At 69.5% G+C, this 14,974-nt stretch carries 14 protein-coding genes; 5 read left to right on the forward strand and 9 right to left on the reverse strand.

Features of this window, described 5'->3' with window-relative positions; genetic code table 11:
* Positions 1-42 precede the first annotated feature (42 nt).
* The 3 genes from GV015_RS03030 to GV015_RS03040 form a co-directional block, all read right to left on the reverse strand.
* Positions 43-1,500, reverse strand: a complete 1,458-nt coding sequence (locus tag GV015_RS03030; protein ID WP_079704299.1) for a catalase — start codon at positions 1,498-1,500, stop codon at positions 43-45.
* Positions 1,501-1,615: 115 nt separating this feature from the next.
* A complete protein-coding gene (locus tag GV015_RS03035) occupies positions 1,616-2,062 on the reverse strand; it encodes a Fur family transcriptional regulator (RefSeq protein ID WP_201299338.1) in 447 nt (148 codons plus the stop codon).
* A gap of 158 nt (positions 2,063-2,220) precedes the next feature.
* A complete protein-coding gene (locus tag GV015_RS03040; RefSeq protein WP_064294065.1) occupies positions 2,221-2,832 on the reverse strand; it encodes a TetR/AcrR family transcriptional regulator in 612 nt (203 codons plus the stop codon).
* Positions 2,833-2,951: 119 nt separating this feature from the next.
* On the opposite strand from GV015_RS03040, the gene GV015_RS03045 reads away from it, so the two are divergent.
* Both GV015_RS03045 and GV015_RS03050 read left to right on the forward strand, forming a co-directional pair.
* A complete protein-coding gene (locus tag GV015_RS03045; protein ID WP_079704300.1) occupies positions 2,952-3,725 on the forward strand; it encodes a 1-acyl-sn-glycerol-3-phosphate acyltransferase in 774 nt (257 codons plus the stop codon).
* A 111-nt stretch (positions 3,726-3,836) separates the two neighbouring features.
* Positions 3,837-4,757: a hypothetical protein gene (locus tag GV015_RS03050; RefSeq protein ID WP_159876489.1), complete on the forward strand. Its 921-nt coding sequence runs from the start codon at positions 3,837-3,839 to the stop codon at positions 4,755-4,757.
* 10 nt (positions 4,758-4,767) lie between these two features.
* Here the strand turns inward: GV015_RS03050 and GV015_RS03055 are convergent, their stop codons facing one another.
* On the reverse strand, positions 4,768-5,850 hold the full coding sequence (locus tag GV015_RS03055) for an alpha/beta hydrolase (protein WP_159876490.1): 1,083 nt from the start codon (positions 5,848-5,850) through the stop codon (positions 4,768-4,770).
* A gap of 194 nt (positions 5,851-6,044) precedes the next feature.
* Here GV015_RS03055 and GV015_RS03060 point away from each other — a divergent pair, with 194 nt between their 5' ends.
* A complete protein-coding gene (locus GV015_RS03060; RefSeq protein WP_064294062.1) occupies positions 6,045-6,218 on the forward strand; it encodes a CsbD family protein in 174 nt (57 codons plus the stop codon).
* A gap of 96 nt (positions 6,219-6,314) precedes the next feature.
* On the forward strand, positions 6,315-6,578 hold the full coding sequence (locus GV015_RS03065; RefSeq protein ID WP_064294061.1) for a GlsB/YeaQ/YmgE family stress response membrane protein: 264 nt from the start codon (positions 6,315-6,317) through the stop codon (positions 6,576-6,578).
* A 297-nt stretch (positions 6,579-6,875) separates the two neighbouring features.
* On the opposite strand, the gene GV015_RS03070 is transcribed toward GV015_RS03065, so the two are convergent.
* From GV015_RS03070 to GV015_RS03080, 3 genes are all read right to left on the reverse strand, one after another.
* On the reverse strand, positions 6,876-7,427 hold the full coding sequence (locus tag GV015_RS03070) for a type 1 glutamine amidotransferase domain-containing protein (protein ID WP_079704303.1): 552 nt from the start codon (positions 7,425-7,427) through the stop codon (positions 6,876-6,878).
* A 109-nt stretch (positions 7,428-7,536) separates the two neighbouring features.
* Positions 7,537-8,484: a G5 domain-containing protein gene (locus GV015_RS03075; protein ID WP_159876491.1), complete on the reverse strand. Its 948-nt coding sequence runs from the start codon at positions 8,482-8,484 to the stop codon at positions 7,537-7,539.
* An 88-nt stretch (positions 8,485-8,572) separates the two neighbouring features.
* Complete coding sequence (locus tag GV015_RS03080) at positions 8,573-9,517, reverse strand: DnaJ domain-containing protein (RefSeq protein WP_079704305.1); 945 nt, start codon at positions 9,515-9,517, stop codon at positions 8,573-8,575.
* Between the two features lie 5 nt (positions 9,518-9,522).
* Between GV015_RS03080 and GV015_RS03085 the strand changes: the two genes are divergently transcribed.
* Complete coding sequence (locus GV015_RS03085) at positions 9,523-9,690, forward strand: hypothetical protein (RefSeq protein ID WP_159876492.1); 168 nt, start codon at positions 9,523-9,525, stop codon at positions 9,688-9,690.
* 20 nt (positions 9,691-9,710) lie between these two features.
* Here the strand turns inward: GV015_RS03085 and GV015_RS03090 are convergent, their stop codons facing one another.
* Together GV015_RS03090 and GV015_RS19110 are read right to left on the reverse strand one after the other, a co-directional pair.
* Positions 9,711-11,336 carry a methyltransferase gene (locus GV015_RS03090; protein WP_159876493.1) on the reverse strand — a complete coding sequence of 542 codons (1,626 nt, stop codon included), beginning with the start codon at positions 11,334-11,336 and terminating at the stop codon, positions 9,711-9,713.
* Positions 11,299-14,895, reverse strand: a complete 3,597-nt coding sequence (locus tag GV015_RS19110) for an efflux RND transporter permease subunit (protein ID WP_236555313.1) — start codon at positions 14,893-14,895, stop codon at positions 11,299-11,301. Before GV015_RS19110 ends, GV015_RS03090 begins: the two co-directional genes overlap by 38 nt.
* Positions 14,896-14,974 lie beyond the last annotated feature (79 nt).

Consider the following 14,974-nt stretch of genomic DNA (forward strand, 5'->3'; position numbering starts at 1 on the left):
CGCGAAGGATGGCGACCGTTTCTGCGTGTTCGGCGGTGAGCTCTAGACGAGCGGCGGGAGGCCGGCTGCGACGCGCGCGCCCAGCGTGCCGTCGACGGCGGTCCAGTAGGCGATGACCCGCGCACGGAGCTCGGGGCGCGTCACCTTCGAGACGTGGCCGATGATGTTGCCGACGAGACGGTCGCGGGCGGCGTCGTCGAGCACCTCGCGCACGAGGGTCCCGGCCTGGCCGAAGTCGTCGTCCTCGGCGTGCAGCGTCGCGGCTGCCCGCACGAGCTCGCCGTCGGACTGCCAGCCGTTGGATTCAGCGGCACGCGCAGGGTCGGCGTGGGCGCCACCGACCGAGTTGGGTGCGTAGACCGGCGCGTCCGCGTCGTTGAAGGTGTAGCGCATGGCGCCTTCCTTCGAGTACGTGTGCACCGGCGCGTGCGGCGCGTTGACCGGCAGCTGTGCGTGGTTGGTGCCCACGCGGTATCGGTGTGCGTCCGCGTAACTGAAGATGCGGGCCAGGAGCATCTTGTCGGGGCTCGCAGCGATTCCGGGGACGAAGTTCGACGGCGCGAAGGTCGCCTGCTCGATCTGCGCGAAGTAGTTCTCCGGGTTGCGGTCGAGGGTCATCTTGCCGACCTCGATGAGCGGGTAGTCGCTGTGCGGCCAGACCTTGGTGAGGTCGAACGGGTTGAAGCGGTAGCCTGCGGCGTCGGCGTAGGGCATGACCTGCACGGAGAGCGTCCAGCTCGGGTGCTCCCCTCGCGTGATGGCCTCGGAGAGGTCGCGGATGTGGAAGTCGGCGTCCTCGCCGGCGATCTGGTCGGCCTGGTCCTGCGTGAGGATCTCGATGCCCTGGTCGGTCTTGAAGTGGTACTTCACCCAGAACCGCTCGCCTGCGGCGTTGACCCACTGGTAGGTGTGCGACCCGAAGCCGTCCATGTGGCGCCAGGAGCCCGGCAGACCGCGGTCGCCCATGAGCCAGGTGACCTGGTGCGCGCTCTCGGGGGAGAGCGTCCAGAAGTCCCACTGCATGTCGTGGTCGCGCAGGTGCGAGCCCGGGAGACGCTTCTGCGAGCGGATGAAGTCGGGGAACTTGATGCCGTCGCGGATGAAGAACACCGGCGTGTTGTTGCCGACGAGGTCGTAGTTGCCCTCGCTCGTGTAGAACTTCAGCGCGAAGCCACGGGGGTCGCGCCAGGTGTCGGGGCTGCCCTGCTCACCGGCGACGGTGGAGAAGCGTGCGAGCATCTCGGTCTCGACGCCCGGCTGGAACAGCGCGGCGCGCGTGAACTGGGAGACATCACCGGTCGTGACGAACCGTCCGAACGCACCGCCGCCCTTGGCGTGGACGACGCGCTCCGGCACCCGCTCGCGGTTGAACTGCGCGAGCTTCTCGACCAGGTAGTGGTCGTGGAGCGCGATCGCTCCGTCTGCGCCGACGCTCTGCGAATGCTCGTCGCTCGCGACGGGTGCTCCGCTGTTGGTGGTGGTGTAGCTGGTCTCGGACATGTCTCTCCTCGAGGGTGGGGCTGGTCGGACGGTCGGATGGATTCAGCACTGCCACCTTGGCGGTGTCAGCTGACGATCGGCATGGAGGTGCCGTCGAGTGGTCTGTGGAACGGCGTCAGGCGGCATCCGCCTGGCACGCGGGGCATACTCCCCAGAACGTGATCTCGGCCGTGTCGATGACGTACCCAGCCGTGTCGTCGGGGTGCATGCATGGCGCCGCACCCTGCGTGCAGTCGACGTCGACCACGGCGCCGCACGAGCTGCACACCAGGTGATGGTGGTTGTCGTCGACGCGCAGCTCGTACCGGCCGGGATGGCCGTCCGGTTCGATCCTGCGCACGAGACCCGCTGCGACGAAGGCGTTGAGCACGCTGTACACGGCCTGTGGGGAGGTTTGCGGGGCTCGCGGCTTCAAGGACGCGACCACCTGCTCCACGTCGGCGTGCGGGGTCCGGGCGAGGATCTCGAGGACGGCGAGGCGTCCCGTGGTCACCCGCAGCCCGGCTGCCCGGATCTTCGTATTGAAGTCGAACGCCGCCGACTCCACACCCGATCCGTTCATGCAGCCACCGTACCGAGTTGTTTTGAATTAGTCAAAATAAGGACTTCCCCTCCGCGTTGTCCCGCAGCCACCCCAACTCTAATATCAGATATGAGTGAGGGACCGGTGGACACCGCCGGATGTGGAGAGATCCCGATCACGGCCGGGCGAGTGCCGTGCTACAGCTCGACGGTCAACAGCGGCCGCAGCGAACGTCGGGTCTCCTCGGCCATGTCCACCGAATCACGATCGAGCAGCCACTGCAGCTGAAGACCGTCCATCATCGCGATGAGCATGCGTGCCGCGCTTGCGGGCTCGACGCCGGCCACCAGCTGGCCCTCGCGCGCCATCACCTCGAAGGAGACGGTCATCCCGTCGATCAACCAGCTGTACCGCCGGACGAAGTGTTCGTGCGCCGGGTGGTCCGGCGAGGTCGCCTCGGCGGACAGGACGCAGTGGAGCTCGACGAGACCGGGGACGCGCATGTTGTGCTCGACGAGGCGGAGGAGCCCACGGATGCCTTCGATGCCGCTCCCGATCTCGATGCCGGACTCCTCGCGATCCCGGTCGTCCCGGAAGTCGAGGATCGCGGCGAGCAGGTCGTTCTTGGTCGAGAAGTGGTGGAGGAGGCCGGCCTGGCTCATGCCCACGCGCTCCGCGACCTCACGGAGCGATCCACTGCGGAACCCCTGCTCGGCGAAGACGTCCATCCCCGCCTCGAGGATCTCCCGACGTCTTGCCGCCGTCTTGGCGTAGCTGCCGCGGGAGCGGCCCGTCTGCGTCACCGTCATCCTGCGATCGTATCGGGCGTGAGGACCGCCGGAGAAGGGTTCCCGAGGCGCCCCTAGCCCGCTCCTTCCCCAGGTGTCCACCCCGGCACTTCCCCAGGTCGCTGTCGTACGGTGTCGCCATGAGACGCCGCATCGAGCCCGTGTACGACGCCGCTGTCGGTGTCGGTCGCTCCCTCTTCGGCTTCTGGCGTCTGCGCCGTCACACCACCGGCATCGAACACCTGCCCGACGAGGGTGGCGCGGTGATCGCGATGACCCACTTCGGGTACCTCGAGTTCGCACTCGTCGAGTGGGCCACCGTGCTCCACAACCGTCGCCGTATCCGCTTCATGGCCAAGCAGGGCGCCTTCGACCAGCCCGTCGTGGGCCGCCTCCTCCGGAGCATGCGGCACATCGCGGTCGACATGCGCGCCGGCGCGGCCGCCTATGCCGACGCCGTCGCAGCGCTCCGCAGCGGCGAGCTCGTCGGGGTCTTCCCCGAGGCCGGCGTCAGCGCCTCGTTCACCGTCCGCGACCTCAAGTCGGGCGCGGTCCGCCTCGCACAGGAGGCCGGCGTGCCGATCATCCCCGTCGCGGTCTGGGGCGGTCATCGCCTCCTGACGAAGAACCACCGGGTCGGCTTCCGCGAGCGGTTCGGGGTCCCCGTGCACTTCTCGTTCGGCGAGCCGATCGTCGTCGCGCCCGGCGACGACGTCGGTACGAGTACCGAGCAGCTCCGCGACCGCCTGCAGGGCATGGTCGACGAACTGCAACGCGACTATCCCGTCGACGGGACCGGGGCGTGGTGGCAACCTCGCGCCCTGGGCGGAACGGCGCCGACGCCCGCCGAGGCTGCAGCCGCCGACCTCGAACGCGAGCGCCGACGCGAGGCGCGTCGACAGACGGCGAGCTGAGCGCACGTCCGCCGCGGTCTATCCTGTGGAGGTGCCACCTCTGACCTCGACGACCCACCCAGCAGGGCATCGTCGCTCTGCCAGCCCGCGTCCCGAGCGGAGCGTGGCACCGTGAGTCGCGGGTGGAACGGCTTCGTCGCGAAGTCGACATGGCTTCCGAAGGCGTGGCGCGAACGCGCTGAACGTGCGCTCTCGGAGGACCCCTCGACACCGGCCACACCGGACACGAACGACGCCGAGTCCGCAGCGGACCACTCGACGCGGCGCACGCCGGATCCCACATCCCGGGCGACGCCGACACCCCCTACTCAGCAGCCCGACGACTCGGCGCCACTGGACGACCGCGACGCGCACGCACCCCGGACGCCGGTCGCCGGCCCGGACGTCGACGAGGCAGCACCAGCCCATGACCGGTCCACGACCGGCCTGGTCGACCCGGTCGCCCTCCCCGTCACCGCGTCGGCCCCGGTCGTCCCCCTGAGCGTCGCCATCACCGATTTCGAGCTCGCCGACGACTCCGTCATCGGCCCGGCATCCGTGCTCGACAACCTCGAGCTCACGAAGGCCGCCGTGACCCGCGTCGCATCGGCGATCCTCACGACCGAGGGCCCGATCGCCGTCCCACGACTCGTGACCATCGTCGCCCGGCGCTTCGGCGTCGACCGACCGTCCGAGGAGTCCCGCACCGAGCTGTCAGCGCTGGTGACGGAGGCGTTCGTCGTCCAGAACGGTTTCGCCTGGCCCACCGGACTCGACGTCGTCACGTGGCGAGGCGTCCGCCGGGTGGTGCATCGCGATCACCGCGCGGTCACCGACATCAGTCCCGCGGAGATCTGCAACGCCATGGAGCTCGTGATCACCGCGAGCCCCGAGCACGAGGTCGACCGCGAGCAGCTGCCGATGCAGGCGGCGTCCGTGCTCGGCTACGGTCGCCTCGGTGAGACCGCTCGACGCTGGCTGGACCTCACGCTCGCCCAGGCGGTGCTCCACGGTCGTCTCGTCGAGGACGGCGAACGCATCCGCCTGCCCTGACGCCGATCGGTCAGCGGACGGGCGGACCCTGCTGGCCGAACGGCAGACTCGTGTCGGTGACGCCGTCGATGAAGGCGTCCATGCGCTGGAGGTTGAACCGGCCCTGGTCGTTGAGCAGGAACTGGTACTCGTGCTCGAGCCCCGGTCGGAAGTCCGGGTTGAAGATCATCGATTGCACGTCCACACCGAGGCCTTGGAGCTTCGCCTTGAACTCGACCGACTGCGGGTAGAGCGGATCCCAGTTGCCGACCGTGATGTACGTCGGTGGATACTTCGCCGTCAGATAGTCGACGACGGACGCGGACGCCACCTCCGGTCGGGTCTTGTAGTCGCGCGCTCCGAAGTACGACCAGAGCACCGTGTCGAGGAACCACCCGAAGCTGCCCTCGGCGTTGACCAGACTGAGGTCGTAGGCCCCGCAGGCGAGGACCACCCCGGCGAGTTGCTCCGGTTCGATCGGCGATTCGACCTTGATGGAGCTGGCGTACTCCGAGCTCGTGACCACGTTCGCGACCTGGGCGGCGATCTGGGCACCGGCGGAGTCGCCGGCGAGGATGAGCTTGGACGGGTCCACGTTGAGCGCGCGAGCGTTGGCGTCGAGGTAGCCGAGCGAGTCGGCGACCTGCTCGATGGGCAACGGGTACTGACCCTCGGGCGCGATCGTGTATTCGACCGCGATCGCCGTGTACCCCTCGCCGGCCAGCACGCGCATGTAGTTGGAGATGAGTTCCTTGCTGCCGGAGATCCACGCTCCACCGTGCACCCACACGATCGTCGGGAGGGCGGCACCGCTGCCGCGCACCCCGTCGGGCGTGTAGACGTCGAGCAGCGCGTCCGCGTCGCCGGAGCGGTACGGGATGTCCTGTCGGACGTCGACACCGTCGGGGACGTACTTCACGAGGTCGGATTGCACGACCTTCGCCCGCTCGTCGAATGCCATGCGGATGACCATCGAGCCCGGCCACGGGGTCAGCTGCAACCAGACGAAGATCACCAATGCGATGGCGAGGATCACGCCGATGATCCAGAACATCGTGTTGCGGACGACACGCAGGAAGCGCGCGAAGCCCGAGCGAGGGGGTGCTGTCCTCAAGCGATTCACCTCCTGGCGGGTCTGGACGGCGGCGCTGCCTGGCGGAACACGAACCTCCAGTCTCGCATTCGATCGGACACCGGCGGCGTCCCGGAAGTTTTTCGACGGATTTCGTGACGAATGCCCGCCGAGCTGCGTCTTACCCGATGACCGGACATCATCACCGGTTTCCAACGCAGACGAAGGAGAACGCCATGAGTGCATCGGACAAGATCCAGAACGCCGCTGAGGACCTCGCGGGCAAGGCGAAGGAAGCCCTGGGCAAGGTCACCGGCGACGACAGCAAGGTCGCAGAGGGTAAGGCCGACCAGACGAAGGCCGACGCCAAGAAGGCCGGCGAGAATGTCAAGGACGCGTTCAAGCACTAGTCCTCGCGATACAGTGGCTGCCCCCGCCCACCGGCGGGGGCGGTAACACGGTCGACCGGCACCCCGTTCGATCCGGCAATCACATTTGGAGACATCATGAGTTTTCTCGGCTTCCTGCTGCTCGGCCTCATCGCCGGCGCTCTCGCCAAGGCGATCCTTCCGGGCCGTCAGGGCGGCGGCTGGTTGATCACGCTGCTGCTCGGCGTCGTCGGTGCACTGCTCGGCGGCTGGCTCGGCGGCATCCTCTTCGGCGCGAACCTGCAGGAGTTCTTCTCGCTGCAGACCTGGCTCCTCGCCATCGGCGGATCCATCGTCGTGCTCCTCATCTACGGCGCACTGACCCGCAACAAGAAGGCGTAAGCGCCTCCACACAGCACTCGAACGCCCGGCCCCTCCAAGGGGTCGGGCGTTCGTGCGTGTCTGAGGAAGGCTGGCGACCGCGGGGTGTCCGCCATTGAGGGGACTGTGTGACCTCCTGCGCCCTGTCAGGATGTCTGATGTTTGATGTCAGCATCTGATATGAGGGGAGGTGGTCTCATGGACTTCTACCGAAAGCTGCTCGAGCTGCTCCGCGCGATCTGCGGTTGGGCCTGACCCGCACGCACGAACGCCCGGTCCTCCAGGACCGGGCGTTCATGCGTCGCGCTGCGACCCGAGTCAGGCGTGCTGGCCCTCGTGCTCGCCCTCGCCGATCTCCTCGACGAGCTTCGCGTTGAAGGCCGGGAGGTCGTCGGGCGTCCGGCTCGACACGAGGCCCTGGTCGACGACGACCTCCTCGTCCACCCAGGACGCGCCCGCGTTCCGCAGATCCGTCTTGAGGCTCGGGTAGCTCGTGAGCTCACGACCACGGACGACGTCCGCCTCGATGAGGATCCATGCGCCATGGCAGATGACCCCGACCGGCTTGCCCTGCTCGAAGAACGCCTTCGCGAAGGCGATCGAGGTCTCGTCCACGCGGAGGTCGTCAGCGTTGACGACGCCTCCGGGCAGCACGAGTGCGTGGTAATCGTCGGAGGAGGCCTCGGCGACCGCGACGTCGACGGGCTGGACGTGTCCGTTCTTGCCGGTCACGTCCTGGGTGGCGGGCGACACCAGTCGGGCGGTCGCTCCGGCTCCGGTGACCGCCTCCCAGGGGCTCGTCAGTTCACTGTCCTCGTAGCCGTCCGTGAGCAGGAAGGCCACCTGCTTGCCGTTGAGTGCTGCGCTCATCGTCGCTCCAATCCGTCAGCGTCGAGGCACCGTCCAGCGCCTCGCCAGCGACGATACGCTCGGCTCCACATCTCGGACCCGGACTTCCGCCGAACGCGAACGGGGTTGCTCAGGCGTCGCAGGCGATACCGTCACCATCCCGATCGAGGTCGTAGACGTCGCTCCCGACGACGTACACCGGGCCGGGCGTGTACGCCGGTCCGTTGCCGCTTCCCCCGGCGCAGTCGACGTCGCTGGCGATCGGAACGCACTGCCCCTCGTAGTTCGGGTCACACCCTCCACCGGCCGGATCGGCGACGGGAGCGGGAGGCGGCGGAGCGGGTTGCCGCGTCCCGACGGACGTCACCTGCGCGACCGGTTGGACCGACACGAGCTGTGCGACGAGCTCTCGAGCGATCTCGACCCCGGCTCGCGTGGTGACGCGGTAGGTGTTCGTCTGCTGCCCGGGGACGCCCGTCGTCGTCACGACGACCTGACCGACGTCGATGTTCGGGTCCTGCACCTCGGTCACCGCGAACGGGATCTCCACCACCTCGGTCACCTCGGTGACGACCTCGGTCGGGGTGGGGGTCGGTGTGGCACTCGACTTGGCGACGGACGTCCCCTCCGGAGCCGACAACAGCGCCGCCGGACGGGGCCCGACCGGGTGGATGGCCGCGTTGGCGCTTCCGCCCACGACGACCAGGCACAAGGCGGCACCGATCACGGCGGCCGCGATCCCGCGGTTGCGGATCCCGAGGGAGGAGACGCGACCACGGACGAGCGCGACCACGCCGATGACCACGGCAACGATGGCGACGAGTGCGAGCATCGCCCAGAACGCGCCACCGACGGCGCTGACGAGCAGCAGTGCTCCGACCAGGCTGAGCAGGACGATGTGGAGTGGTCCGAGGCGGCGCGTTCGCGTGTCCCCGGCAGCAGCAGCAGCAGCAGGGACGGCGACCGGGGGAGCGGGCACGGCCGCCGGCATGCGTTGCCCACCCCAGCCGACTCCGGTCCACCATCGTTGCCGGCCGGGCTGCTCGGGATCGGGATACCAGCCTGCGGGAGAAGTCATGCCCTGATGTTGGGGCCCGGAGCACGACGGCACAAGGTCCCCGAGTGGGGCGGGAGGGGATTCCTCCCGTGCCGTGTCACGGCGCGTGTCAGAGGCCGACGAAGCGGATGGTCTGCTGCAGACGCGTGCGGATGTCGAACAGCTGGTTGCCGCCCATGCGGTCGACGCCCGGGAGACCGGTGCGGAGGAGGTCGGCCAGGCGGGAGCGCTCGACGAGGACCGTCACCGGATGCTTGCGACCGATGAACTCCACCGACTCCGGGGTGGCGCCGTCCGGCACGACGATGACGGAAGCCGTGAACTTCACCCGCGCCGCCTTCGCGACGGTCCGAGCCGAGCGCACGATCGACCGGACGGGCTCCTCGCGAGGATCGAGCGTCTCCCCGACGACCTCTCCACGGTGCACCCGGACCGGCCCACCCCAGTCCTCCGACTTGACCGCGAAGAGGCCGGTCGGGCCGAGGACGACGTGGTCGAGCTTCGCCTCGCCCGGCGCCAGGACGTCGTGCCAGACCGTGTATCCGATGCCGAGCGTCGCCACGGTGCGCGCCGTCTGCTCCTCGGCGAGCGCGTTGGCCAACTGGTGCCGGATCTCGCGCGGAGCCGAGCGGACGAGCTTCGGGTCGTAGGGGTCGTCGAGTGGGACACCTCGGCCGACCCACTCCCGGATGAGCCCGAGGTAGGCCTCCCGCGAGTCTCCGCCGGGGTGTCCGTAGGCACGAGCGCGAGGGCGTGAGTCGGCGCGCTGCGTACCCGACCGACCAGTGGTCGACGCCGACCAGGTCGGCGCGTCGTCGTCGCCCGCGTCGGAGGACGGAACGTTGCGCCCGCGGTCGTAGGCGGCCCGGTCCTGCTCGGTTCCGACGCGCTCCCAGGCGAGCTGGACGGCGTTGAACTGCCGCGCGCTTCCGCCGAGGTCGGGGTGGGTCTCGCGCATGAGCCGTCGGTAGGCCCTCCGGAGCTCGTCCTGCGTCGCCGTCGTGCTCACGCCGAGCACCTCGTACGGGCTGGCTGAGAGTGGGCTCTCCGGCATGGAGGGTGGTCGCTTTCGTCGGCGGCGTCGGTCGGTCCGACACGGCAGACTATCGCCATCACCTGGAAGACCGCCCGAACCGGCACCCGGTCGGTGCTGTGGAGCATCGACTGGTCTCCCGCATCACGGACGACGGCGTCCTCATCGCCCAGGCACGGTTCCACGACGAGTAGGGCCAGCGTGCCTGAACACCTCAGGAGCTCGGCAGGAGGACGCCATCGTCCAGCAGGGCGCGGACCCGGGGGATGAGTTCGGCGCGGAGTTCCGCCGCATCGACCTCGACGAGCTGGGCGATCGCGTCGATGATGGCTCCCAGGGTCAACTCGCCGTCGCAGGCCCCGACGAGCCCCGCCAGGCCCGTGTCGATGCCCACCGAGCGAGCCAAGCCGCCACCCTGCCGCAGCGTCATCGCCGTCGGGTCCTCGTCCCCGGGCCAGTAGTGGCGCTCCTCGGTGACATCGCCCGCGAGGATGACGCGTTCACCGAGCAGCTGGTCGTCGTCGAGCGCCACCTGCCAGTCGTGAGTGAGGAGACACACGGCGAGGTGCGCACCCAGCCCGGCGGAGTTCGAGCCCGCCTGCCCGTGCAGCCGCTCGAAGCGGCGCAGCGGAGTGGACGGGTCCGATCGACGGAGCAGCACGTACCCGAAACCGACGCCGGTCACGGCCCGAGCCGCGAAGTCGTCGAGCCAGGCTCCCGCGAGGCGCTCGAACTCCGGCGTCCCGAGCCGTGTTCCACCGTCGCGGATCCAGGTCTCCGCGTATTCGGCCGGATCCTGCACCTCGCGCTCGATGACCCAGGCGTCGACCGGTTCCGGGCTGCGCTCCACCCACCCGGCCACGCGGTCGAGCCCGTCGGCGCCGTCTCGGTACTCCCAGTTCCCGAGGAACTGCGCGACCCCGCCGGGCGTCAGATGCCGGGCGACCTCGAGGAACACGGACTCGACGAGCGCATCGCCGACGAGACCGCCGTCGCGGTACTCGTAGCTCGGCACGCCCTCGGCACGCGGTGTGATGACGAACGGCGGGTTGGAGACGATGCGGTCGAACCGTTCACCGCGGACGGGTTCGAACATGCTGCCGTGGCGGAATTCGATCGAGTCGATGCCGTTCAGGCGCGCGTTGAGTGCGGCGAGCTCGAGGGCTCGTTCGGAGATGTCCGTCGCGACCACGTGATCCGCGATCCGCGACAGGTGGAGCGCCTGGATGCCGCACCCGGTCCCGAGGTCGAGTGCCGTTCCGATCCGCTCAGGGAGGATGATGCCGCTCAGGGTCATCGACGCGCCGCCGACCCCGAGGACGTGCTCCTCGCCGAGCTCGTGACCCAGCGCGAGTTCGCCGAGATCGGAGGCGATCCACCAGGCACCGCTCCCGTTGGCGTCGACCCAGGCGTACGGCCGCAGATCGATGGCCGGGGCGACCGATCCGTCGTCGCTCAGGCCGACGAGACCGAGCGCCACCGCGCCGTCGAGACCGAGCGACGGCAGTGCCCGCGTCGCGTCATCGGCCTCCACGGCGACACCGAGCACGAAGAGCGTCGCCAGCGTCGCGATCGGTTCCACCCCCGCGGTCCGGCGGCGTTCGTCGAGTGAGCGGATCGCCACGACCCGGTTGGAACGGTGCAGGGCGGCCTCGGCCGTCTCACCCCAGAGGCCACGCACCCGTTCCACCGTGTACCCGGCCGCGTCGAGGTCGGAACGGAGGAGGTCGATCAGTCGCTGGTCCACGCCCACCAGTGTGCCAGCTGCGGGGTGGGCCGAGCCGCCCACCCTGCAGCCGCCGTCAGCGATCCGTGGTGAGGATCGCGTCGAGGTCCTCATCGGTCTGCTCGTCGTGCTCCTCGGCCTCGCGCTGCGCGGCCTTCGCCGTGCGCTTCCGCTCGCGCTTCGCCAGACGGCGCTCGGTCCGGCGCTCCAGGAGCAGGTACAGCACCGGCACGAGGATGAGCGTCAGGAGCGTCGACGACACCAGGCCGCCGATCACGACGATCGCGAGCGACTGCGAGATGAACACCCCGCCGCCGGTGAGGCCGAGCGACATCGGCACGAGCGCGAAGATGGTCGCGCAGGCGGTCATGATGATCGGTCGCAGACGGAGTCGGGCCCCGTGCAGGACCGCGTCGTCGATGCCGTCGCCCCGAGCCCGGTACGAGTTGACCAGGTCGATGAGGACGATCGCGTTCGTGACGACGATGCCGATGAGCATGAGGAGGCCGATCATCGACGGGATGCCGAGCGGTGTCCCCGTGATGAGGAGGGCCGCGATCGCGCCGGTCGCCGCGAACGGCACGGAGACCAGCAGGATGAGCGGCTGCAAGAGGCTCCGGAACGTCGCCACCATGACGATGAAGACGAGCACGATCGCGATGAGCATCGCGAGGCCGAGCTGCGCGAACGACTCCTCCTGATCCTGGGCGACACCACCGACCGAGGCGGTGACCCCGCTCGGGAGGTCCAGGCCGTCGAGGCCCTCCCGGACGGCGAGCGTCGTCGCGCTGAGGTCGTCACCCGTCGGCGTCGCCGACACGGTCACGGTCCGGACGCCGTCGATGCGCGTGATCGCCGCGGCGGCACGTTCCTCGCCCACCTGCGCGACGGCGCTGACCGGGATCGGGACGGCGCTGACGTTGGCGAGGTCCTTCTGCGCCTGGGTGAGGCGGTCCGCCTCCGCCTGCTGTTCGGCGGCCTCGCTCTCGGCGTCCCGCATCGCGGTCAGCTGCTCGTCGATGGTCGTGATCGAGCCCTGGAGCTGGGATATGGCGTCGCTCAGCCCGGCGAGTTGGGCGGCGCGGGCCTCGTAGGCCTGTCGTGCCGCCTCCTCCTCCGGTGTCGTGGGCGTGACCGGCGGCACCTCGACGGGAGCCGCCTGCAACGCGCTCAGCTGAGCCCGTAGGGCGTCGAGCTGCGATGCCGCGGTCGAGCGGGCCTCCTGGAGTTCCGAGCGCTGGGTCGCGGCCTGGGATGCCGCCTCGTCCTTCGCACGCTGGGTGGCCTCGTCCTGCTCGGCCGTGAGGGCGTCGGTCGCGGCCTTCTGGGCCGCGGCCTGCTGCAACGCGCTGACCGGGAGGGGGAGCGCGGCGATCTCGGCCGGCGTCGTGCCGACCCGCTGCGACCGCACGATGATGTCGCGAGACGCTCCCTCGAGGATGACCGAACCCATCGGCGTACCGCGGAGCGCACTGGCGATGGCCTGACCGACCTGCTCCTGCGTGAAGCCGTACCGGGCGGCGGCGGCGCGGTCGACGTTCACCTTGAGCAGGCCCTGCTCGTCGGCGAGGTCGCTCGTCGCATCGCGGAGGCCGTCCGTACCGCCGAGCATGTCCTGCACCGCGGCGGCCGCTGTGGCGAGTGCCACGGGGTCCTCACCCTGCAGCGTGACCTCCATGCCGCCTCCGCCACCGGTCAACCCGCCGGCAGCGTCACCGACGGTGACCTCTCCGACGTCGTCGAGCTTCGCCACGGCCTTCCGGATGGTGTCGGCGACGCCCTCGCGTGAGCTCTCCTCACCGACGGTCACGCTGATCTGTGCCGTGTTGCTCGAGCCGTTCCCACCGACGGTGGTCAGGTACCCGGAGACGCCGGCGGTCTTCGCGAGGACCGCTTCGACGGCCGCGGCCGCGTCGCTGGTCACGTCGAGGCTCGTCCCCTCGGGGAGTTCCTGCGTGACCGTGACGGTGTTCTCACCCCCGATGTCGCCGAGGTAGTCGGTCTTCAGGAACCCGGCCGAGACGATCGTCCCGGCGAACACGACCGCCGCCACGAGCAGGGTCACGACCGGACGCTTCAGGGCGGTGCGCAGGACCGGCAGGTAGGCGCGCTGGAGCTTCGAGTACGCCTCGGACTCGTCCTCGACGACGGACGCCGCTTCGGTGGCCGCGTCGTCGGTGGTCTTGCCCACAGCCGGGGCGGAGGAGCCTCGCATGAACCAGTAGGCGAGCACCGGCACGATCGTGAGCGACACCACGAGGGACGCGATGAGCGCGACCGACACGGTGACGGCGAACGGTCGGAACAGCTCGCCGACCGTCCCGCCGACGAAGGCGACCGGGAGGAACACGGCCACGGTCGTGATCGTCGACGCCGTCACGGCCCCGGCGACCTCGCGGACCGCCTCGACGACACTCGTGGTCGTCATCGCCCGCCCGGTGTGCCGACGTTTGATGTTCTCGATCACCACGATCGAGTCGTCGACCACCCGCCCGACGGCGACGGTCAGCGCTGCGAGCGTGAAGATGTTGAGCGAGTAGTCGCCGATCCACAGACCGATCATCGCGATGAGGAGGGAGAGCGGGATCGACACGGCCGTGATGATCGTGGACCGGATCGACAACAGGAAGACCAGGATCACGATGATCGCGAACAACAGCCCCAGTCCGCCCTCGACGGAGAGGTCGTGGATGGACTGCTCGACCATCGGCGACTGGTCGAAGACGACGGTGAAGGCCGCACCCGAGCCGAGCTCCTGCTCCAGCCCGGGGAGGGCGTCACGGATGGTGTGGGCGAGTTGGACGGCGTTGGCCGACGGGTCCTTGAGGATCGTGAGCGACAGCGACGGGAGACCGTCCGCCCGGGCGATGGAGGTCTCGGCTGCGGGCACGAGCTCCACGTCCGCGACGGCGGAGAGCGCGAAGGGCCCGTCCTCGTGCTGGATGGGGAGCGCCTGCACCTCGGTCAGCGAGCCGACGGGCGACCCGACCTCGATCGAGAGTTCCTTGCCGGCGTCGACGCTCGTCCCGGCGGCCGTGATGACACCACTCGCTTGGACGGCCGCCATGACCTCCTCTGCGGTCACCTTCTTGGCCGCGAGGTCGGCCGGACGCATCGTGATGACGAGCTGCGTGGCGTTCTCACCCGCGAGATCGACCTGGCGGACGCCCGCGATCCCACGGAGCGCGGGGAGCACGGTGGACTCGACCTTGCCCGCGAACTCGCCGGACTCGTCCTCGGACGCGACCGCGAGTTGCAGCACGGGGATGTCCTCGCTCCCACCGGCGTAGACCTCGGTGGTCGTGTCGTTCGGGAGCGTGCTCTTCAGGCCGGCGAGGGCGCTGCGGATGTCGCCGACGATCTTCTCGTCGTCCTGGCCGAAGTCCCAGCTCACCTGCACGGACGTGGAACCGCTGACCGATGTCGAGGTGACGCCGGTGACGCCCTTGACCCCCTGGACCGCCTGCTCGACGGGCTTCGTGACCTCGCGCTCCACCGACGACGGCGATGCACCGGGATACGTCGCGGCCACGACGGCACCCGGCTGCTGCACGGACGGCAGGAGTTCCTGCTTCAGCGAACCGACCGCGAAGAGTCCGAAGGCCACGATCGCCGCGGTGATGAGGCCGACGATCAGTCGATTGGCGAGGCTGAGCCTCGTGAGGAATGACATGGAAGGACGGGCCTCTCGGTCGCGGAGTGGGCGCGATCCGCCCCACTCCACGCTATGGAGCGCCGCCGCCGGTCACATC

The sequence above is a fragment of the Plantibacter sp. T3 genome (genome assembly GCF_902506515.1).
Lineage (GTDB): Bacteria > Actinomycetota > Actinomycetes > Actinomycetales > Microbacteriaceae > Plantibacter > Plantibacter auratus.